The organism is Phytobacter sp. V91, from assembly GCF_965644225.1.
Lineage (GTDB): Bacteria > Pseudomonadota > Gammaproteobacteria > Enterobacterales > Enterobacteriaceae > CBFFRJ01.
Window position 1 is genome coordinate 1 of sequence record NZ_CBFFRJ010000007.1, and the last position, 21,025, is coordinate 21,025.

The window sequence follows — 21,025 nt, forward strand, 5'->3', positions numbered from 1 at the left end:
GACCATCCCGAAACGGCTGGAGCATCTGCGGGGGGCGCTGGAAGCTCTGTTCATAACAAAACGCCCCCGACCATCAAAGCCGAGGGCGGTTAAGATATCAAAAACCCGTTATCCGGTGAAACGCAGTGCCGCTCCGCTTAAGTGAACGGCATTATCCCGATGGGAGGCTTTTGTCGCTTTGGAGATAACTCAACTCAATCAGGCGTTGTAGGCATTTTCGCCATGGCTGTTGACGTCCAGCCCTTCGCGCTCTTGATCTTCTGGCACACGCAGACCCACGGTCATGTCAGCCAGTTTGTAACCGATAAAGGCAACGACACCCGACCACACGATGGTGAGAGCGATACTTTCGAGCTGCACCAACAGCTGGTGACCCATGGTTACGCCTTCTGCATAACCCACACCGCCCAGAGACGTTGCCGCGAAGATACCGGTCATGATGCAACCAACGATACCGCAAACACCGTGGACACCGAACACATCACATGGGTCATCCACACGCAGCCAGCGTTTCAGAGCAGTCACGCCCCACAGACCCGCCAGACCTGCAACGATACCGACGATCAGCGCACCGCCCACACCGACGTAACCACATGCCGGGGTGATACCAACCAGACCTGCAATCGCGCCAGAACATGCGCCCAGCAGAGAAGGTTTACCGCGCAGCGCCCACTCACCAAATACCCAGGAGAGGATAGCGCCCGCCGTTGCAACAACGGTGTTCACGAAAGCCAGCGCAGCGATTTCATTGGCAGCACTTGCAGAACCGGCGTTGAAACCGAACCAGCCAAAGTAGAGGATCGCAGTACCAATAAATACCATCGGCAGGTTGTGCGGTTTGAATGCTTCTTTACCGAAGCCCACACGTTTGCCAATCAGGTATGCACCCACCAGACCTGCAACAGCGGCGTTGATATGAACAACAGTACCGCCCGCAAAGTCCATAGCGCCGTGAGAAGCCAGCAGACCGCCGCCCCAGACCATGTGCGCAATCGGCACATAGGAGAGCGTCATCCACACCACGACAAAGATCAGTACCGCAGAGAAGCGGATACGTTCAGCCAGCGCACCGACGATAAGGCCAACGGTAATCGCCGCGAATGAGCCCTGGAACGCAACGTGGATATACTGGTAGAAGCTACCCATCACCGCCGTCAGTTCGATATTTTTCAGCATCGCCCAGTTAAAGCTACCGAAGAAGCTATTGCCTTCACTGAACGCCAGGGAGTAACCATAAACAACCCACAGGACACAAACCAGTGCGAAGGTAACCGCCACCTGCGTCAGCATGGAGAGTACGTTTTTGCCACGAATCAGACCGCCGTAGAACAGGGCGATACCTGGGATCGTCATGAACAGCACCAGCGCGGTGCAGATCATCATAAAGGCGTTGTCCGCTTTATCAGCGACAGCCGGAGCTGCCATCGCAAGTCCTGGCAGTAATGCCAGTGAGGCAAGACCTGCTTTCAATATTGCTTTCTTCATTTTATTCCCCATCCTTCTCACTGTGTGCAGGTATTACAGTGCCGCTTCGTCGGCTTCGCCGGTACGAATACGAATCACACGTTGCAGCTCAGCAACGAAAATTTTGCCGTCGCCAATTTTTCCGGTGTATGCCGCTTTGCTAATGACATCAATGACTTCATCGAGCTGGTCATCAGCAATGGCCACATCAATCTTCACTTTTGGCAGAAAGTTAACGCTGTACTCTGCACCACGGTACAGTTCAGCATGCCCCTTCTGACGGCCGAAACCTTTCACTTCAGTAACGGTCAACCCTTGAATACCAATTGAAGACAATGCTTCACGAACATCTTCCAGTTTGAATGGCTTAATGACCACGGTAACCAGCTTCATAGATCCCCCTCCAGTCGAAAATCGATAATGGCCGCAGCTAACACGCAGAAGATATTGCAAGGGCTGTGCCAAAAATGAAAATCGGGCAATTTTCAGTCTGTTAAGCCTTGAGATGGGGGTGGGGTTATCACGGGATGAAAACGGGAACTGTTCAGAATGTTCCTGGAAAAGAAAAACGCACCACATTAGTGCATGGTGCGTTAGTTTTTTGCACCAACAGAGATTCCTGTCAGTAGCCTGCCTGATTATGGTGCATCAGGCGATTAGCGATTCTTCTCGCTCGCTGGCCGCCAACTCTTCCCCGGCCAGTTGCAGTTGATACATCTGCCAGTAGCGCCCTTTGGCTTCAAGGAGTTGCTGATGAGTTCCGCGTTCAACGGCCTGACCACGATGCAGTACCAGGATCGTTTCGGCTTCCACAATGGTCGACAAACGGTGGGCAATCACCACAAGCGTGGTATGTTGCCGCACCGCAGCCAGTGCCTGAGAGATAGCCTGTTCGGTACCCGAATCAATGTTGGCGGTCGCTTCATCAAGGATCAGGATTTGCGGCGTCTCAACCAGCACCCGCGCCAGCGCCAGTAACTGCTTCTGACCGACGGAAAGGTTGTTACCCTGCTCGCCAAGGCGTGTATAGATGCCGTCACTCATTTCGCGCGCCAGGTCAGCAAGCTGTACGGCTTCCAGCGCCTGCCAGACCTGCGCTTCGCTAATGTCTCGCCCCAGCGTAACGTTGGCAAAGAAGCTGTCGGCCATGACTACCGGATCCTGCTGAACCATGGCGACGCCCTGGCGCAGCGTGGCATGACTGAGGCTGCTGAGCGGACGACCGTCCAGACGGATCTCCCCTTTCGTGAGTGGGTAATAGCCCATTAGCAGGTTCGCAAGCGTGCTTTTCCCGCTGCCGGTATGCCCAACCAACGCAACAAAACTGCGTGCAGGCACCTTCAGGTTGATATCCTGAAGCACCAGTCGCTCGTCCCGATAAGCAAACGAAAGGTTATCGATATCAATCGCACCGCTGCTCAGGGGCTTATCATCATCGCCGTAGGTCTGGCGCGGGCAATCCATCAATTCAAAGACACGCTCCCCGGCCACCACCGCTTGTTGCAGCATCGATTGCTGAGTGGTGAGCTCAATTAATGGCTCGTTAAGACGCCCCAGGTAACTAATGAAGGCATATAAAACCCCCACCTCCATGGAGCCGGTGGCACTGAAACTGAACAGCATCAGCAACCCGCAAAGGATCAATGTGCTGAACAGGCTCAACAGTGGGCGCAGTAAAAAACCATCGAGGCGCAACGTTTGCATACGCGCCAGATAATGAGAGCGACTCGCCTCCCCCATTCTCTCGCCAAAGCGCCCCTGCTGGCGAAACTGCTGGATAACGCTCATCCCGTTGATGACTTCATTAAAGCCATCGTTAATGTCCGCAAGCCAGGCGCGCATACGTCTGACGATCGGCGTGCTGTAGCGCTGATAAATCAGCATCACAATCAATACCGCCGGGAAAATGGCAACTGCCACCAGCGCCATACGCCAGTCGAGACTAAACATGGCGACCAGCATGGCCCCGATCAGCGCCGCACTGCGTAGCACGGTGGCGACCACCGTCACATACAGGTCACGAATCACCTCCGTGTCGTTAGTGACCCGGGAAATAATCTGCCCGACCGGCTGGGTATCGAAGGCCGCGAGCGGCTGACGCAATGCGGCATCCATCACATCGGTGCGCAATTGCTGTACGACGCCGACAGCCGCCTGATTAAACAGCAGCGACTGGGCGTAATGCAGCCCTGCAGCCAGCACCTGCAGGCCAACATAAGCCACCACCAGGCCGACAACCAGACCCAGCGGCAGATAGCTTTTCGCCACCATATTATCGATAAAGTAGCTGATCAGCGCCGGGCCAGAGACTTCCGCTGCCGCCGCACCCCATAACATCAATACCGCTTTAAGCAGAGGTTTACGCCACGGACTTCCGTAGACCAGCAGCCGCTTTAAGGTTGGCCATAGTTGCCCAAAATTACGCATGACCGGCCTCCTCTGGCGCATCATCCAGCGCCGCTTCCAGCTGTTGATAACGGTACATATCGCGATACCAGCCGGGCTGACGGGCCAGTAGCTCGTGCTGCCCGCGCTGGGCAAGATGCCCGTGCTGCAGCACCAGAATTTCGCTGGCCTCAGTCAGGGCTGACAGCCGATGCGCGCTGATAATCACCGTGCGACCTTCTCCCCACTGACGCAGGTTATGCAGAATTTGATGCTCAGTGCGTCCGTCAACGGCGGAAAGCGCATCATCGAGCAGCAGAATTTCGGCATTGAGCAGGAGGGCCCGGGCAATAGAAATTCGTTGCTTTTGCCCACCGGAAAGCATCACACCACGCTCGCCCACCGCGGTCTCGTAACCCTGCGGCAGGCGCAAAATATCGTCATGCACGCTGGCAAGTCTGGCCGCGTGCTCAATCTCCTGCTGAGTCGCACCGGGTTTACCCAGCGCAATATTGCTGGCGACAGTATCAGAGAACAGGAACGGAGTCTGATTAACCACCGCCAGGCGGCTGCGCCAGTCATCCAGCTTAAGCTGTCTCAGTGCCATATTGTGGAAGCGTATATCCCCCTCTTCCACATCGAAATGGCGCTGAATCAACGCCAGTAAGGTACTTTTTCCGGCCCCCGTCGGCCCGCAAATCCCCAGCATTTGACCCGGTTTGAGGATGACATTGATATTATTCAGCACCGGGTGTGTCGTTTGCGGCCAGCTAAACTGGCGAATGGCAATCTCCAGCGTGCCGCGCCCGGCGGGTACGGGTTCGGTGCCGTCACTCACCACCGGCGCTTCTGCCAGCAGGTCGCGAATACGGGAATAAGCCGCACTGCCACGCTCAACGATGTTGAACATCCAGGCCAGAGCTAACATCGGCCAAATCATCAATCCCAGATACATCATAAAGCTGGTCAGTTGCCCGAGCGTCAGCGAGCCCTGCACCACCATCCAGCTCCCGCCGCCGATTGCCAGCAGGTTGGCCATTCCGATGGCAATATAGATAGTGGGATCAAAACGGGCATCAACGCGCGCCACACGCATATTTTTCGCCCCCGTGTCCGCAGCTTCACCGGCAAATAGCCTTGACTGCCGATCTTCCAGGCCAAAGGCTTTGATCATCCGAATGCTGGTCATGCTCTCCTGGGTACGATCATTCAATGCGGAGAAAGCGGCCTGCGCCAGTTTGAAGCGCTGATGCAGCTGATCGCCATAACGCTTGATCACCAGCGCCATAATCGGCATCGGTAGCAGCGACAATAAGGTGAGCTGCCAGCTGATTTGCGTCGACATCACAACCAGCACCACACATCCCATCACCAGCGAGTCCACCAGGGTCAGCACCCCTTCACCGGCAGCAAAGACCACGCGATCCACATCGTTGGTGGCCCTGGCCATGAGATCGCCGGTACGATGCCGCAAATAGAACTCCGGATGCTGGCGGCTTAACTGACGATAAAAGTCTTCTCGCAGTTCAACGGCGAGTTGATAAGAGGCACCAAACAGCCAGACACGCCAGACATAGCGCAACAGATAGGTGACAATAGCGATCAACACCAGCAGACCGATCCACATCAGTAACTGTGAGGCGGTATAGTGCTGTCGGGTGACGCCATCAACAAGGATCCCCACCACTTTGGGCGGAACGAGTTGCAAAATGGCAATGATGATAAGCAAGCCAACGGCACCGAGATAGCGTCGCCATTCCCGGCGAAAATACCAGCTTAACTGAGCAAATAATCGCACGCGGTAACATCCTGAACGTGATTTTTCCGGCCACCGCCGGGAGGGTTATTCAATGGGTAAAGCCGTGGTGTATTTAATCTGCTCCATGGCGAAACTCGACGTCACATCTGAAAGCCCGGGCACACTGTTGACCAGCTTCTTATAGAAATCATCGTATCGTTTCATGTCGGCTACCTGAACGCGTAGCAGGTAGTCATACTCACCCGCCATACGCCAGAACCCAAGCACTTCCGGCATTTCCGTCACCACGGCGGTGAAGCGCGAGTACCAGTCACTGCTATGGTGCTGGGTCTTGATCAGCACAAATGCGGTCAGGCTTAGCCCGAGTTTTTCCGCATCCAGCATCGCCACGCGCGCCAGAAGAATACCGTCATCTTCCAGCCGTTTTAACCGTTTCCAGCATGGCGTGGTGGTCAGATTAACGGCATCCGCCAGCGCCTGCAAAGAGAGCGAGCAGTCCCGTTGCAGTAATGAAAGCAACTTTCGGTCAATTTTATCTATCATTACGACCTCATAGAGAAAATTTTTCTCCCTGCATTCTATTCCAAAGGCAAAATGGCAACAATTTTTTCTGCGCTTTGTTCTATTCTGGGCACAAAATGACAAATGGAAAAGATGCATGAACAGTGACTGGGTTAAACACGCAATTAGCGAAATCAATGCCGATTATCAGCGCTCGGCAGATACCCATCTGATTCGCCTCACGCTCCCGGCATTCAAGGGCATTGAGCTCTATTTAAAAGATGAAAGCACCCATCCTACCGGCAGCCTGAAGCACCGCCTGGCACGCTCGCTGTTTCTCTATGGTCTGTGCAATGGCTGGATTAAAGAAGGCACCACCATCATTGAGGCCTCCTCGGGTTCCACTGCGGTGTCGGAAGCGTATTTCGCCCGCTTACTGGGTTTGCCGTTTATCGCGGTGATGCCACGCTATACGGCAAAACGAAAAATCGAGCAGATTGAGTTTTACGGCGGACGTTGCCATTTTGTCGACAGCGCCTGCGAAATCTATGAAGTCTCAGAGAGGCTGGCCCGCGACCTGAATGGTCACTATATGGATCAGTTTACTTTTGCCGAACGCGCCACCGACTGGCGGGGAAATAACAATATTGCCGACAGTATTTTCCGCCAGATGAAAAATGAGCCGCATCCGGTACCTGAGTGCATTGTGATGAGCGCCGGCACCGGGGGCACTTCTGCCACCATTGGCCGCTACATTCGCTGCCAGGGCTACGACACCCGCTTAATGGTGGTTGATCCTGAAAATTCGGTATTTATGGATTTCTGGCAAACCCGCAACGCAGAACTGCGCTCCGCCACTGGCAGTAAAATAGAGGGTATCGGGCGGCCCCGCGTTGAGCCCTCTTTTATTCCAGATGTGGTCGATGAAATACTGCGCGTGCCGGATGCGGCGAGCGTGGCCACGGCCCTGTGGCTGGAAAGCCAGCTGGGCCGCAAAGTCGGCGCCTCGACCGGAACCAATATGTGGGGTGCGCTGAACATGGCTGCTCGCATGCGCGAACAGGGTCGTACCGGCTCGATTGTGACCCTGTTGTGCGACAGCGGGGAACGCTATCTCGAAACCTACTACGATGCGCAGTGGGTCGGGAACAATATTGGTGATATCCGCCCCTGGCAGGACAGGATTAGCCAACTGATGAAATAAAAAAAGCCAGACGTAGTGTTGTGTCTGGCTTGCTGGAAAAATCTCGTCATTCGGGGGAATAAGGAAGATGTGGTGTATCCAGCCAATGCGTTAAATAATGGGATACCGCCTGATTACGGCAGTGTCCGATAACCGGTAAATCGGGCAGTGCGGCGCGCAGTTGCGGCATCGCATTGCCCATAATCAGCCCACGCCCGACGCTCGCCAGCATCTCTGCGTCATTCATCGCATCACCAAACGCCATACAATCCTGCAACTGCACGTTCAGCAATCCACTGAGCAGGGTCAGCGCTGCGCCTTTATTGCATCCGACGGGCAGGACTTCCAGACAGAAAAATGCGGAGAAACAGAGGTGCGCCCGCTCACCCAGCACCTCATTGAGCTGGATACGCAAGCGGCAAAGGTCGTCATGTTCACCTACAAAGCAGACTTTGGTTACCTCATGGGCAGGTAAGCGTTTCAGATCGATAAGCTGATAGGTGAAGCCGCTGTACAGATGTTCATTCATCGCATCAGGAATGGGCTTGTTGGTCAGCCAGCCTGAGTCATTAAACGCGTGGATACTGGCCTGAGTGTCCCATTTGCTGTGCAGCACCAGCTCAGCCACTTCCGGTTCGAGATCCTGACGATGTAACAACTCGCCGTCGAGTGAGTGAACACGCGTGCCGTTACCGGTTATCAGAAACGCATCAAGTGAAATTGCGCTGACGATTTTACGCATTTCCAGCGCATGCCGGCCCGTCGCAAACGTCAGGGTAATATCGCGCTCCCGCAGGCGGCGCAGGGTCGTCAGGGTCTGCTCTCCTAAACGGTGATCGGGCATGAGCAATGTGCCATCCATATCAAAAGCAGCCAGCCGGGCCATATTCGTCTCCAGAGTTTATCGCGTCATATTGCGCAAAAGTATTGCCTGATATATACGGAAGTAATAGTGAGAAGATGGATAAAATTGTTCCGGGTTTATAGCCAAAATAATGCGGGTTGCATCGCGACGGAATGCGAAGCCAACAAAGAGGCAACCAGGAGTATGACGGATATATGCGACAACTTAACCGACTCAATCAGTATCAGCGCTTATGGCAGATTTCAGCAGGCGCCCCTCAGCAGGTCAGCGTGGCCTGTCTCGCCGCAGATTGTTATTGCAGCGAACGCCATATGCGCACCCTGCTGCGTCAGATGCAGGCGAGCGGCTGGCTTCGCTGGCACTCACAATCCGGCCGTGGAAAACGGGGGGATTTGCAGTTTTTACGCTCGCCGGAATCGTTACGTCAGCAGATGATGGAAGAGGCGCTGAACACCGGGCAGCAGCACAACGCGCTGGCCCTGGCGCAGCTTGCCCCGGAAGATTTACGCGTATTGTTAAATCCGTTTTTGGGAGGTTCATGGCAGAACGACACGCCGACATTGCGCATTCCTTATTATCGCTCGCTTGAACCACTGCATCCCGGCTTTCTGGCCGGTCGCGCTGAACAGCATCTGGCAGGGCAGATTTTCTCCGGCCTGACGCGCTTCGTCAGTGAAAGCTTTTTGCCTCAGGGGGATTTAGCCCACCACTGGGATATCAGCGACGACAAGCTGTGCTGGCGGTTCCATATTCGCCCAACCTTACACTGGCACAACGGCGATCCGGTTGATACCCGCCAGTTGCAACAACGATTTATGATGTTGTTTGAGCTGCCCGCGCTGCGCACCCTGTTTGCCAGCGTCAATTCAGTAGAGGCGACCCACTCCCATTGCCTGACCTTCAGGTTGCATCATCCGGATTTCTGGCTGGCGCACCGCCTTGCCAGTTACCCCTGCCTGCTGGCGCATCCGCTCTCCCCGATGTCAGGAACCGGGCCGTTTCAGCTGGTGTCGTTCAGCAAAGAGCTGGTGCGCCTCGAAAGTCACGAGCATTACCATCTGAATCACCCGTTTTTGAAAGCCGTTGAGTACTGGATAACGCCGCTGCTGTTTGAACAGGATCTGGGCACCAGTTGCCGCCATCCGGTACAAATCGCAATTGGTAAAGCGGATGAACTGGTTGACCTGAAGCCGGTGAGCAGCAGCACCAGCCTGGGCTTTTGTTATCTCACACAGCGCCCTGATGCGAAGCTGAGTCCGGCACAGTCACGACGGCTGGTGCAGATTATTCATCAGACCACGCTCTTACAAACCCTGCCTCTGGATGAGGATCTGATCACCCCCAGCAAGGCATTAATTCCCGGCTGGACTATCCCCCATTGGCCGCCGCAAGCGTCGATCCCTTTGCCTCCCGCCTTAACGCTGGTTTATCACCTGCCGGCAGAGTTACACGCCATGGCGCAGCAGTTGAAACGCTATCTGGCGACCCAGGGCTGTGAACTGACGGTTATTTTTCATGATGCCAAAACCTGGGAAGGCTGCGAAGCCTTGAGCAAGGCCGACTTAATGATGGGCGACAGGCTGATCGGAGAAGCACCGGAGTACGCCCTTGAGCAATGGTTGCGCAGCGATCCCCTGTGGCCGAATGCACTGAGCGCCCGGCAATTTACCCACCTGCAGGCGACGCTCGATGCGGTGCAAAGCCTGGAAAATGAACAGATCCGAATTCTCGCCCTGAAGGACGTGTTCAGTCGCCTGATGGATGAGGGCATCCTCACCCCTTTGTTTAATTATCAATATCGAATCAGCGCGCCGCCGGGCGTTGAGGGCATTGCGTTAAACACTCGCGGCTGGTTTGATTTCACCCGGGCCTGGCTGCCGCCGCCCACACCGTGAAGAAGCTGGTCGGGGCACTCCGCTCGCGTTACCATACTGGTTTATTACTGAATCCGGGAAGAATTATGAAACGTGCCGTTGTCGTGTTTAGTGGCGGGCAAGACTCCACGACCTGTCTGGTCCAGGCGTTGCAGCAATACGATGAGGTGCATTGCGTCACCTTCGATTACGGCCAGCGTCACCGTGCCGAAATTGATGTCGCTCGCGAACTGGCACTGGCGTTAGGTGCGCGTGCCCACAAAGTACTGGATGTCACCCTGTTAAACGAGCTTGCGGTCAGCAGCCTGACCCGTGACAGTATTCCGGTCCCGGATTACCAGCCTGATGCCAGCGGCATCCCCAATACTTTTGTTCCGGGTCGCAATATTCTGTTCTTAACCCTGAGCGCTATTTATGCGTATCAGGTTCAGGCGCAAGCGGTGATTACCGGGGTGTGTGAGACGGATTTCTCAGGCTACCCGGACTGCCGTGATGAGTTTGTCAAAGCGCTCAATCATGCTGTAAGCCTCGGCATGGCAAAAGATATTCGCTTCGAAACGCCGCTGATGTGGCTGAACAAAGCCGAAACCTGGGCGCTGGCGGATTACTGGGGCAAACTTGATCTGGTGCGCAGCGAAACCCTGACCTGCTATAACGGCGTCAAAGGTGACGGTTGTGGGCAGTGCGCCGCCTGTAATCTCCGTGCCAAGGGTCTGAATCTCTACCTGGCGGACAAACCGGCGGTGATGGCGGTCATGAAACAAAAAACCGGCCTGAAATAAGCCGAATTCCCCGGTGGCGTTTTGCCTGCCGGGGATTCTCCAGCCAACGAATCCAGAGGATCGTTACATCTCTTCGCGGATCATCTCTTCCAGTTTGATCCGCAGTTCCCCCTCAAGAGAGAGTGCCTTCTGGGTTTTAAGATCGATACATACGAAGGTCACCAGCGCATCCGCCACTACCTCACCCTGCGGATCTAAAGTCACCACCTGACTGAGCACGCCGCTTCTGCCATTAATCTGCTTAACATGACTGGTCACCGTCAGGCGATCGCCCAGTACCGCCGGACGACGGTAGTTAATATTGATATTAACGACGACAAACGCGATGTTATTCGCCGTCATCCATTGAAAGTTTTCGTTGTTTTCCAGCCCATCCCACCGCGCCTCTTCGAGAAATTCAAGATAGCGGGCATTGTTAACATGTTGGTAGACATCAAGGTGGAAACCACGAACTTTAATCTGAGTCTGCATAGCGCTTTTGCCTTTACTTTTGTTATAGGAACAGAGGTCATAACTGGTATGACCTCTTTAGCATGGCAAAAAATGGCGACTACGCAAGGAAGAAATTCAGAGCGTGAGATGGCTCATATTACGCTCTACCAGCGCGTTACCCATTCCAGGAACCTGTTTTAAATCCTCCACGCTTTTAAACGGGCCGTACTCTTCGCGGTAACTAATAATCGCCTGCGCTTTTTTCAGACCGACGCCGTTTAACACCCGGGCCAAATCTTCCGCACTCCCGGTATTAATACTGACCCGACTGCCGCCATCATCGTCAGTGCTCTTAACGGCATCCAGTTTTTTGCTTTGTACTGAAGCTGACGTCTCTGCTTTGGTCTGGCTGGCCTGGGCTTTGGCCCCTGTCTCTGCTGCTGCCTGCGCATTTTGCCCGATTGCGGCTCCCGCGAGCGTCAGGGTCATTAAGAGTACTTTGATTCCACGTTTGATACTGTTTCTCCTTGTTGTTCACAGTAAAGGCACGATAAACGGCGCAAGGAGCCTGAACAAACGGCAACAAACAGAAATGGAAAAGGCCGCGAAAGCGGCCTTTGAGTTTGCACTGAATTACAAATTTTGTGGGAAGCGGCTCGTTATTGCTGCTGATCAATCTGGTTGCCCAGCTTGATTTTGGCTTCTTTACGCAGGTTGCTCATCAGGGCTTCGAAGGCGATCTGCGCGTTGTTCTGGGTAATCCCCTGAACCATCGCTTTTTTCTGCTCTTCCGGCATGGTACCCGCTTTCACTTCATCCAGCGCCAGCACCACCACGTTACCCTGCATATCATTCGCCACACCATAACCCGGTTTGTCTTTCGCCGGTAATGGCAGGGAGAACGCCGCCTGACTCACCGGATCCTGTCCGGTACGCGTCAGCGTTTTCGCGTCGCCGAAGCTCAGGCCAGCGGCTTTCATGGCCTCATCACCTTTACCTTCTTTCAGCTCAGCAATCAGCTTGTCAGCATCCAGTTTGGCCTGCTGCTGGGCTTTATTGTGTTTAACAATATCGCTGACCTCGGTTTTCACTTCGGCAAGAGATTTGGTCGCTTCAGGTTTGTGCTCGCTGATACGCAACACAAATGCACGATCGCCATCGACGGTAATGATATCGGAGTTGCTGCCTGGCGCGCCGTTTGGCCCTACCAGTCCGCCTTCAAAAATAGCATCAGCAACGGGTTTGAAATTCAGCTCTTCCGGCAGGCTGTTACGCGCAAACCAGCCTGTCTCAACGGCTTTAGCACCTGCGGCCTGTTCAGCGCCCGCCAGGGTTTCGTTGTCATTGCTGGCAGCTTCACTGACTTTCTGCTGCAACGCATACCATGCATCCAGCGCTTTTTCCTGTTTCACTTTTGCAGCGATTTCATCATGCACATCAGCAAGCGGCTTCGCTTTTGCAGGCTGAATATCGTCAAGACGGGCAACCAGGAAACCGACCGAAGATTTGATGACGCCAGAAAGCTGACCTTTGTCTTTCAGGCCTGCATTTTTCAACTCATCCGGAGTGGTGGATGCTTCCAGCCAGCCCATATCACCGCCGTTGCGGGCAGAAATAATATCGGCAGATTTGGCTTTCGCCAGCGCCGCAAAATCACCGCCTTTGTTCAGCTCTTCCAGAATCGCTTTTGCTTCATCTTCAGTTTTGGTCTGAATCACACTGTAGCGGTTACGCTGCGGCTGAGTGAACTGATCCTGATGTTGATCGTAGTAAGCCTGAATATCTGCATCGCTGGCTTCAGACTGCATCGCCGCCGCATCAAGTTTGATGTAGCTGACACGGAACTGCTCAGGCGTCACGAAACGACCTTTGTTTTGCTCGTAGAAAGCGGCCGCTTCTTCATCGCTCACGGTCTGCGTGGCAGCCAGTTTATTAACGTCAATCACGGCCTGACGAACGACACGCTGCTGAGCAACCAGTTCAGCCAGCTCGTCAGTTTCGCCTTTCAGCATAAAATCCGTTCCGGCAACAGCATTAATCAGCTGTTGGGAAATAAGCTGGTTACGCAGCGCCTGCGCGTATTGATCCGCGCTCATCCCCATCTGGTTAACGATGCCGTTAAAGCGCGCATTATCGAATTTGCCGTTCGACTGGAAAGCCTGGGTGGCAAAAATCGCACTTTTAACCTGCTCGTCGCTGATACCAAGATGCAGTTGTCTGGCGTATTGATCGAGCAGCGCTTCATCGATAAGGCGATTGAGCACCTGCTGACGCATAGACTTGATGTAGTTTTCGTTGGCGGCAAGTTCAGAGAACTGCTCACCCAGCTGCTGCTGCATGCGGTTACGTTCGCTGGCAACGGCATTCTCAAATTGCCCACGACTGATTTCCTGGTCGTTTACCTTTGCGGCATAGGAATCGCTACCGCCAATGAGATAGCCGCTAACGCCAGTCAAAATAAACGACACGATAATGATGCCGAAGATGATCTTGAGCACGATGCTGTTTGCTGCCGTGCGTAAATTGTCCATCATGGTGTAACAACACTCCGCTGTAGGTGACTGTAGACCTCGCGCAGTCACTCAGTTTCCCGACGCTGCGTACAAAGATGTATTTTGACAAGAAAAGGGGTCAATTGTCAGCCCGGAACACGCAGAAACTCAGATAAAGATGGCTGAACAAACAAAAAAAGGCACATCTTTCGATGCGCCCTTGTTCTTTTTCACTTTCCGCAACGGAAAATGATCAGTTTACCGCGTCTTTCAGTGCCTTGCCTGCGCGGAAGCCAGGAACTTTAGCTGCGGCGATGGTGATCTCTTTGCCAGTCTGAGGGTTGCGACCTGTACGCGCAGCACGCTCTTTAACAGCGAAGGTACCAAAACCTACCAGCGCTACGTCGTCCCCGGCTTGCAGAGATTCAGTAACCGAAGCAATTAAAGCATCTAACGCACGTCCAGCTGCCGCTTTAGAGATATCGGCCCCTGCGGCAATCTTGTCTATCAGTTGAGATTTATTCACTCTTCTCTTCCTCTCTTTATAATTTATATCGCACATGCATCCTTCACAGTGCGACCGCGCAGCAGTTATATCAGGCCTGTCATGCCCTTACAACACCCGTTGTTGATGGATAACACACCAGCAATCTAAATTAGCTATACAAAAAAAGGCTGGCAAGTAAGAAATGCCTTATCAGCCTTGTTTTTATCAGCGCTCTTTGCGCGGGGTCACTATTTTGCCGTTACAACCTGCATCCCAAAGGGTTCATTCTGCAGTGCAAGTGCCAGAACTTCGTCGATGCGCTTCACCGGATGAATATCCAGGTCAGCGATAACGTTATCCGGAATTTCCTCAAGATCGCGTTTGTTCTCAAAAGGAATCAGCACAGTTTTGATACCACCGCGGTGCGCCGCCAGTAATTTCTCTTTCAGACCGCCAATCGGCAGCACCTGACCACGCAGGGTAATTTCACCCGTCATGGCAACATCGGCGCGAACCGGGTTACCGGTCAGACAAGAAACCAGCGCGGTGCACATGGCAATACCGGCACTTGGGCCATCTTTTGGTGTGGCGCCTTCCGGCACATGCACGTGAATATCGCGTTTCTCGTAGAAATCGCCGTTAATCCCCAGCTTCTCAGCGCGGGCACGCACGACGGTCAGCGCCGCCTGGATAGATTCCTGCATCACCTCACCCAGCGAGCCGGTGTAGGTCAGCTTGCCTTTACCCGGCACACAGGCGGTTTCGATGGTCAGCAGATCGCCGCCCACTTCAGTCCAGGCGAGGCCAGTAACCTGACCCACGCGGTTTTCATCATCCGCACGGCCATAGTCAAAGCGCTGAACACCTAAGTAGTCATGCAGGTTATCGCCGTTGATCTCAATGTGTTTGAGGGACGGATCCAACAGCAGCTGTTTTACCGCCTTACGGCACAGTTTGGAGATTTCGCGCTCAAGGCTACGTACCCCCGCTTCACGAGTGTAATAACGAATGATGCCAACGATAGCGCTGTCATCAACCGTAAGTTCACCTTTTTTCAGCGCGTTACGTTCAATCTGTTTCGACAGCAGGTGCTGTCTGGCGATATTCAGTTTTTCGTCTTCGGTGTAGCCGGACAGACGAATCACTTCCATACGATCCAGCAATGGCGCCGGAATATTCATGGAGTTCGAGGTGGCGACAAACATCACGTCACTCAGATCGTAATCCACTTCCAGGTAGTGATCGCTGAAGGCGACGTTCTGTTCCGGATCCAGTACTTCTAACAGTGCGGATGCCGGATCGCCACGCATATCCGAAGACATTTTGTCGATCTCATCGAGCAGGAACAGCGGGTTTTTAACGCCCACTTTGGCCATTTTCTGGATCAGTTTGCCCGGCATAGAGCCAATATAGGTACGACGGTGACCGCGAATTTCCGCTTCATCACGTACGCCGCCTAACGCCATACGAATATATTTACGTCCGGTGGCTTTGGCGATGGACTGACCCAGAGAGGTTTTACCTACCCCCGGCGGTCCTACCAGGCACAGGATTGGCCCTTTGAGCTTGTTCACACGGCTCTGCACCGCGAGATACTCAAGAATGCGGTCTTTCACGCGTTCCAGACCATAGTGGTCGGTATCGAGGATCTCCTGAGCCTGACGCAGGTCCTTTTTGACCTTACTACGGGCATTCCAGGGAACCTGAACCATCCACTCAATATAACCACGCACGACGGTTGCTTCCGCAGACATCGGCGACATCATTTTGAGTTTTTGCAGCTCGGCTTCGGCTTTCTCTTTTGCCTCTTTTGGCATTTTCGCCGCGTCGATTTTGCGTTTCAGCGCTTCGTTTTCGTCCGGCGCGTCATCCATCTCGCCAAGCTCTTTCTGAATAGCCTTCATCTGCTCATTCAGATAGTACTCACGCTGAGATTTTTCCATCTGCTTTTTGACGCGGTTACGAATACGTTTTTCAACCTGCAGCAGGTCGATTTCGGATTCCATCATCGCCATCAGATATTCCAGACGTTCGTTAACGTCGGACATCTCAAGAACGGACTGCTTGTCAGCAAGCTTCAGAGGCATGTGCGCAGCAATGGTATCCGCCAGACGGGCAGGATCATCAATGCTGTTCAGCGACGTCAGCACTTCCGGTGGGATTTTTTTGTTGAGCTTGATATAGCCTTCAAACTGGCTAATCGCGGTGCGTACCAGCACCTCCTGCTCACGCTCATCAATGGCCGGAGAATCAAGATACTCAGCTTTCGCCGAGAAATGTTCGCCATCATCTGATAAAGCGGTAATACGCGCGCGCTGCAAGCCCTCGACCAGCACTTTGACGGTGCCGTCCGGTAATTTCAGCATTTGCAGGATAGAGGCCACGGTCCCGACGGTGAAAAGATCATTTACACCCGGCTCATCTGTTGAGGCTTCTTTCTGGGCGACCAGCATGATTTTTTTATCATGGTCCATGGCCGCTTCCAGACAACGGATAGATTTTTCCCGCCCGACAAACAAGGGTATGACCATGTGCGGATAAACCACCACATCGCGCAACGGCAATACGGGGATTTCAATGCGTTCAGAACGCTCAGGATTCATAGAGCTCTCTCTTAGTTTAATGTCCGCCAGGTAATCCGGTGACGTGACTGTGCAACACGCACCGTTAACATGTAAACCAGTATATGGGGATGTTTCCCACACATTCAACGCCGTGTTTAAGGAAAAATAAAAGGGGAGATAAAATCCCCCCTTTATTTTTAACTGACTGTATGAATTGATGAATTATTCACCAGAAGCTTGTTGTGCTTCGGGCTTGCCGTAAATCAGAAGCGGTTTACTTTGACCACCGATGACAGATTCATCGATGACCACTTTTTCAACTTCGTCCATAGACGGTAAGTCATACATGGTATCGAGCAATGCTGCTTCAACAATGGAACGTAAACCACGGGCGCCGGTTTTACGCACCATCGCTTTTTTGGCAATCGCCGTCAGGGCTTCGTCACGGAATTCCAAATCCACACCTTCGAGATTAAACAGTGCCTGATACTGCTTGGTCAGGGCGTTTTTCGGCTCTTTCAGGATCTGAATTAATGCTTCTTCGCTCAGCTCATTCAGCGTTGCGACAACCGGCAGACGGCCAATGAATTCCGGGATCAGACCAAATTTGATCAGATCTTCCGGCTCCACCTGCGACAACAGCTGGCCTTCGTTCGGTTTTTCAGCAGTCGATTTCACCGTCGCGCCAAAACCGATACCCGATCCAGTCTCTACGCGGTGGGAAATCACTTTATCCAGCCCGGCGAAAGCGCCACCGCAGATGAACAGGATCTTCGACGTATCCACCTGCAAAAACTCCTGCTGCGGATGCTTACGACCACCCTGCGGCGGTACTGCCGCCACGGTACCTTCGATCAATTTCAGCAACGCCTGCTGTACGCCTTCACCAGAGACGTCACGGGTAATGGACGGATTGTCAGATTTACGGGAAATCTTGTCGATTTCATCGATATAGACAATACCGCGCTGCGCCTTTTGTACGTCGTAATCGCACTTCTGCAACAGCTTCTGAATGATGTTTTCAACATCTTCGCCCACATAACCCGCTTCGGTCAGGGTTGTCGCATCCGCCATGGTAAAAGGCACATCCAGCAGACGCGCCAGCGTTTCCGCAAGCAGCGTTTTACCTGAACCGGTTGGGCCAATCAGCAGGATGTTACTTTTGCCCAGTTCGATACCATTGCTGGTATCGCCATTGCGCAGACGTTTGTAGTGGTTGTATACCGCCACCGCCAGCACTTTTTTCGCCTGTTCCTGGCCGATAACATAATCGTCAAGGTGGTGGCGAATTTCGTGGGGCGTTGGCAATGCACTGCGCTCGCGATGCGGCGCAACTTCTTTAATCTCTTCGCGAATAATGTCGTTACACAAATCAACACATTCGTCGCAGATATACACGGACGGTCCGGCAATCAGTTTGCGCACTTCATGCTGGCTTTTGCCACAAAAAGAGCAGTACAACAGTTTGCCTGAACTGTCTTTGCGTTTATCTGTCATGAGTCAAAACCTCTTTTCTGTTCTTTTGTGCCGCACATGACGACGCAAATGCCATTCCAGGCGCAAAACGCTTTTGAAGCGTTTTGCCGCTCTCATTTAGTATAGCGATACACCTGCTGCCTGGGCATTAATTACGATGGGTCAAAATTGAATCGACCAGCCCGTATTCAACGGCTTCGTTTGCATTCAGGAAGCGGTCACGTTCGGTGTCGCGTTCAATCTGTTCTAATGATTGACCCGTATGGTGCGCCATGAGTTCATTCATGCGCCCTTTTACTTTCAGGATTTCGCGGGCGTGGATCTCAATATCTGTTGCCTGACCCTGATAGCCACCCAGCGGCTGGTGAATCATCACGCGTGAATTTGGCAGGCAGAAACGCTTGCCTTTCGCCCCGGCCGTCAGCAGGAATGCGCCCATAGACGCCGCCTGGCCCATACAAATGGTGCTAACGTCAGGCTTAATAAATTGCATGGTGTCATAAATCGACATCCCGGCAGTGATCACCCCACCAGGAGAGTTAATGTACAGGTAGATATCTTTTTCCGGGTTTTCTGCTTCCAGAAACAGCATCTGCGCGACAATCAGGTTAGCCATGTGATCTTCGACCTGACCAGTCATGAAAATGACACGTTCCTTGAGAAGACGGGAGTAGATATCGAAGGAGCGCTCACCGCGTGAAGTCTGCTCAATAACCATTGGCACCAGAGCCATATGGGGTGCAAAGGAATCTCGTTCGCCGCTGTATGACATTTCCGTCTCCTGGATATAAAAATAAATAACCTGCTGTACTGTACTGATTGTACTTGAGCGCGCCAGGTCTGACTACGACCCGCACGCGGACGGATTATCAGCCAGAGTGTTTGCCGTCACGTACCCTAGATGGGGATGACTACACCTTAATTCAAGCATAACAACCTTTTGCTGTTACGCTAACACTGAAACATCCTTTTAGCACACATCTGATAACGCTAATGCGATAAAAAAAGCCCGCCACCTTAAGGTGACGGGCTTTTTGTTTACTCTTTATACCCGTCATACTTCAACTCGCCTGCGCGTTGGCTTTCCTCACTCACCCCAGTCACTTACTTCAGTAAGCTCCTGGGGATTCGCTGCGTTGCCGCCTTCATGCAACTTGAAATATTTTGGGTATATGCAGGACGAGTAAATTAAGCCTGCTGGTTCATCAGTTCCTGGAAGCTGGTTGCTTTCTCAGTCACTTTCGCCTGGGCCAGTACGGCTTCAACCGCTTGTTCTTCCAGAGCAACATTACGCATGTTGTCGGTCAGCTCTTTGTTTTTGCTGTAGAACTCGATAACTTCAGTCGGATCTTCGTAGGCAGATGCCATCTCTTCGATCAGACCTTTAACGCGTTCTTCGTCAGCTTTCAGCTCGTTGGTGCGAATCACTTCGCCCAGCAGCAGGCCAACAACAACACGGCGTTTAGCTTGTTCTTCAAACAATTCACGCGGCAGTTCCAGCGCTTGTTTCTCGTTACCACCAAAGCGCTGAGCAGCCTGACGACGCAGAACGTCGATTTCGCTGTCGATCAGTGCAGCCGGGATCTCGATATCATTCGCTTTCACCAGACCGTCGATAGCCTGAGACTTGATACGGTTACGTACCGCGCCTTTCAGCTCGCGCTCCATGTTTTTACGCACTTCGCCACGCAGGCCAGCCAGAGAACCATCTTCAACGCCGAAACGTTTGATGAACTCTTCGGTGAATTCCGGCAGTTCGCGCTCTTCAACTTTTTTCAGGTTGATAACGAACTGGGCTGCTTTACCTTTCAGGTTTTCAGCGTGGTAGTCTTCCGGGAAGGTCACGTCGATGGTGAACTCTTCGCCAGCGCTGCGGCCTTTGATACCGTCTTCAAAGCCCGGGATCATACGACCCTGGCCCATCGCCAGTACGAAATCAGTCGCTTTGCCGCCTTCGAATTCTTCGCCGTCTACAGAGCCGGAGAAGTCAACGGTTACACGGTCTTCAGCGTCAACTGCGCCTTCTTTATCTTTCCAGGTCGCCTGCTGTTTACGCAGGGTGTCCAGCATAGTGTCGACGTCAGCGTCGTTCACTTCTACAACTGGTTTTTCGACTTCGATAGTGTCCAGGCCTTTCAGCTCAACTTCCGGATACACTTCGAACTCAACGGAATAGGTAAAGTCTTCACCCAGTTTGTATTCGCCCGGAACGTAGTTCGGTGCGCCAGCCGGGTTGATTTTTTCCTGAATGATCGCATCAATAAAGTTACGGCTCATCAGTTCGCCCAGCACGTCCTGGCGAACAGAAGCGCCATAACGCTGAGCAACAACGGTCATCGGTACTTTGCCTTTACGGAACCCGTCGATACGTACTTTTTTCGCTACGTTGACCAGTTCGCTCTTAACAGCGGTCTCGATGCTGTCAGCAGCGATAGTAATCGTTACACGGCGCCCAAGGCCCTGAGTGGTTTCAACTGAAACTTGCATCTTGTTACCTCAAAAAATCACGGTGCTCGGTCAACTCTTCACTGGAAGCTTTCGTTGGCTTCACATAACCGGGGTGCTTTCTCAAATTAGATAAACATTCCCTGTCGCCAGAATCATCCCGAAGACGTTCATATATAAGACGCAGCATTATAGCGGCATCACTTTAGTGAGTCGAGAACGGTAATGCCGCATTGTTGCGCCATTTTTCACAATTCCGAGGTAATTTTGACCTAAAAATTGCGCTTCTCGCTCAAATCTCAGACAAAACAAAACG

17 protein-coding genes and 1 pseudogene are annotated in these 21,025 nt (G+C 53.0%); 4 read left to right on the forward strand and 14 right to left on the reverse strand.

The annotated features are described in order from the left end of the window. Positions 1-145 (forward strand): annotated as a pseudogene (locus ACSZO4_RS02450) (IS4 family transposase); the annotation flags it as partial. 53 nt (positions 146-198) lie between these two features. On the opposite strand, the gene amtB reads toward ACSZO4_RS02450, so the two are convergent. The 5 genes from amtB to ACSZO4_RS02475 all read right to left on the reverse strand — a co-directional run bounded on the left by amtB (position 199) and on the right by ACSZO4_RS02475 (position 6,151). Next, positions 199-1,485: an ammonium transporter AmtB gene (gene amtB / locus ACSZO4_RS02455; RefSeq protein WP_437887244.1), complete on the reverse strand. Its 1,287-nt coding sequence runs from the start codon at positions 1,483-1,485 to the stop codon at positions 199-201. A 33-nt stretch (positions 1,486-1,518) separates the two neighbouring features. Then, on the reverse strand, positions 1,519-1,857 hold the full coding sequence (gene glnK, locus ACSZO4_RS02460; RefSeq protein WP_002891893.1) for a P-II family nitrogen regulator: 339 nt from the start codon (positions 1,855-1,857) through the stop codon (positions 1,519-1,521). 255 nt (positions 1,858-2,112) lie between these two features. Next, complete coding sequence (locus tag ACSZO4_RS02465; RefSeq protein ID WP_437887245.1) at positions 2,113-3,891, reverse strand: SmdB family multidrug efflux ABC transporter permease/ATP-binding protein; 1,779 nt, start codon at positions 3,889-3,891, stop codon at positions 2,113-2,115. Continuing rightward, complete coding sequence (locus ACSZO4_RS02470) at positions 3,884-5,647, reverse strand: SmdA family multidrug ABC transporter permease/ATP-binding protein (protein ID WP_437887246.1); 1,764 nt, start codon at positions 5,645-5,647, stop codon at positions 3,884-3,886. Before ACSZO4_RS02470 ends, ACSZO4_RS02465 begins: the two co-directional genes overlap by 8 nt. A gap of 45 nt (positions 5,648-5,692) precedes the next feature. After that, positions 5,693-6,151, reverse strand: coding sequence for an Lrp/AsnC family transcriptional regulator (locus ACSZO4_RS02475; protein WP_437887247.1), 459 nt, complete (start codon positions 6,149-6,151; stop codon positions 5,693-5,695). 115 nt (positions 6,152-6,266) lie between these two features. On the opposite strand from ACSZO4_RS02475, the gene ACSZO4_RS02480 reads away from it, so the two are divergent. Further along, on the forward strand, positions 6,267-7,313 hold the full coding sequence (locus ACSZO4_RS02480) for a PLP-dependent cysteine synthase family protein (protein ID WP_437887248.1): 1,047 nt from the start codon (positions 6,267-6,269) through the stop codon (positions 7,311-7,313). A gap of 46 nt (positions 7,314-7,359) precedes the next feature. On the opposite strand, the gene cof is transcribed toward ACSZO4_RS02480, so the two are convergent. Beyond that, the gene (cof, locus tag ACSZO4_RS02485; protein ID WP_437887249.1) at positions 7,360-8,178 is read right to left on the reverse strand and encodes an HMP-PP phosphatase; all 819 of its coding nucleotides are present in this window, start codon (positions 8,176-8,178) and stop codon (positions 7,360-7,362) included. Between the two features lie 173 nt (positions 8,179-8,351). Here cof and ACSZO4_RS02490 point away from each other — a divergent pair, with 173 nt between their 5' ends. Both ACSZO4_RS02490 and queC read left to right on the forward strand, forming a co-directional pair. Next, entirely contained in the window at positions 8,352-10,052 is a 1,701-nt protein-coding gene (locus tag ACSZO4_RS02490) for an SgrR family transcriptional regulator (RefSeq protein ID WP_437887250.1), read from the forward strand. A 65-nt stretch (positions 10,053-10,117) separates the two neighbouring features. Beyond that, complete coding sequence (queC, locus tag ACSZO4_RS02495; protein ID WP_437887251.1) at positions 10,118-10,813, forward strand: 7-cyano-7-deazaguanine synthase QueC; 696 nt, start codon at positions 10,118-10,120, stop codon at positions 10,811-10,813. A 63-nt stretch (positions 10,814-10,876) separates the two neighbouring features. Here the strand turns inward: queC and ACSZO4_RS02500 are convergent, their stop codons facing one another. The 8 genes from ACSZO4_RS02500 to tig form a co-directional block, all read right to left on the reverse strand. Next, on the reverse strand, positions 10,877-11,284 hold the full coding sequence (locus tag ACSZO4_RS02500) for a YbgC/FadM family acyl-CoA thioesterase (protein ID WP_437887252.1): 408 nt from the start codon (positions 11,282-11,284) through the stop codon (positions 10,877-10,879). 96 nt (positions 11,285-11,380) lie between these two features. Next, a complete protein-coding gene (locus ACSZO4_RS02505; protein ID WP_437887307.1) occupies positions 11,381-11,761 on the reverse strand; it encodes a helix-hairpin-helix domain-containing protein in 381 nt (126 codons plus the stop codon). 143 nt (positions 11,762-11,904) lie between these two features. Beyond that, positions 11,905-13,779, reverse strand: a complete 1,875-nt coding sequence (gene ppiD / locus ACSZO4_RS02510) for a peptidylprolyl isomerase (RefSeq protein ID WP_437887253.1) — start codon at positions 13,777-13,779, stop codon at positions 11,905-11,907. Between the two features lie 211 nt (positions 13,780-13,990). Next, complete coding sequence (gene hupB, locus ACSZO4_RS02515) at positions 13,991-14,263, reverse strand: nucleoid-associated protein HU-beta (protein WP_002444653.1); 273 nt, start codon at positions 14,261-14,263, stop codon at positions 13,991-13,993. Between the two features lie 209 nt (positions 14,264-14,472). Next, a complete protein-coding gene (lon, locus tag ACSZO4_RS02520) occupies positions 14,473-16,827 on the reverse strand; it encodes an endopeptidase La (protein ID WP_437887254.1) in 2,355 nt (784 codons plus the stop codon). A 183-nt stretch (positions 16,828-17,010) separates the two neighbouring features. After that, positions 17,011-18,285: an ATP-dependent protease ATP-binding subunit ClpX gene (clpX, locus tag ACSZO4_RS02525; RefSeq protein WP_437887255.1), complete on the reverse strand. Its 1,275-nt coding sequence runs from the start codon at positions 18,283-18,285 to the stop codon at positions 17,011-17,013. Positions 18,286-18,412: 127 nt separating this feature from the next. After that, complete coding sequence (gene clpP, locus ACSZO4_RS02530; protein ID WP_437887256.1) at positions 18,413-19,036, reverse strand: ATP-dependent Clp endopeptidase proteolytic subunit ClpP; 624 nt, start codon at positions 19,034-19,036, stop codon at positions 18,413-18,415. 416 nt (positions 19,037-19,452) lie between these two features. Further along, positions 19,453-20,751 (reverse strand): trigger factor, encoded by a 1,299-nt coding sequence (gene tig / locus ACSZO4_RS02535; protein ID WP_437887257.1) that lies wholly within the window; start codon positions 20,749-20,751, stop codon positions 19,453-19,455. Positions 20,752-21,025 lie beyond the last annotated feature (274 nt).

What these genes read in the sequence shown, in the direction of transcription:
- amtB (WP_437887244.1), bottom strand. Translation starts at nt 1,485, where the DNA reads ATGAAGAAAGCAATATTGAAAGCAGGTCTTGCCTCACTGGCATTACTG.
- glnK (WP_002891893.1), bottom strand. Translation starts at nt 1,857, where the DNA reads ATGAAGCTGGTTACCGTGGTCATTAAGCCATTCAAACTGGAAGATGTT.
- ACSZO4_RS02465 (WP_437887245.1), bottom strand. Translation starts at nt 3,891, where the DNA reads ATGCGTAATTTTGGGCAACTATGGCCAACCTTAAAGCGGCTGCTGGTC.
- ACSZO4_RS02475 (WP_437887247.1), bottom strand. Translation starts at nt 6,151, where the DNA reads ATGATAGATAAAATTGACCGAAAGTTGCTTTCATTACTGCAACGGGAC.
- ACSZO4_RS02480 (WP_437887248.1), top strand. Translation starts at nt 6,267, where the DNA reads ATGAACAGTGACTGGGTTAAACACGCAATTAGCGAAATCAATGCCGAT.
- cof (WP_437887249.1), bottom strand. Translation starts at nt 8,178, where the DNA reads ATGGCCCGGCTGGCTGCTTTTGATATGGATGGCACATTGCTCATGCCC.
- ACSZO4_RS02490 (WP_437887250.1), top strand. Translation starts at nt 8,352, where the DNA reads ATGCGACAACTTAACCGACTCAATCAGTATCAGCGCTTATGGCAGATT.
- queC (WP_437887251.1), top strand. Translation starts at nt 10,118, where the DNA reads ATGAAACGTGCCGTTGTCGTGTTTAGTGGCGGGCAAGACTCCACGACC.
- ACSZO4_RS02500 (WP_437887252.1), bottom strand. Translation starts at nt 11,284, where the DNA reads ATGCAGACTCAGATTAAAGTTCGTGGTTTCCACCTTGATGTCTACCAA.
- ppiD (WP_437887253.1), bottom strand. Translation starts at nt 13,779, where the DNA reads ATGATGGACAATTTACGCACGGCAGCAAACAGCATCGTGCTCAAGATC.
- lon (WP_437887254.1), bottom strand. Translation starts at nt 16,827, where the DNA reads ATGAATCCTGAGCGTTCTGAACGCATTGAAATCCCCGTATTGCCGTTG.
- clpX (WP_437887255.1), bottom strand. Translation starts at nt 18,285, where the DNA reads ATGACAGATAAACGCAAAGACAGTTCAGGCAAACTGTTGTACTGCTCT.
- clpP (WP_437887256.1), bottom strand. Translation starts at nt 19,036, where the DNA reads ATGTCATACAGCGGCGAACGAGATTCCTTTGCACCCCATATGGCTCTG.
- tig (WP_437887257.1), bottom strand. Translation starts at nt 20,751, where the DNA reads ATGCAAGTTTCAGTTGAAACCACTCAGGGCCTTGGGCGCCGTGTAACG.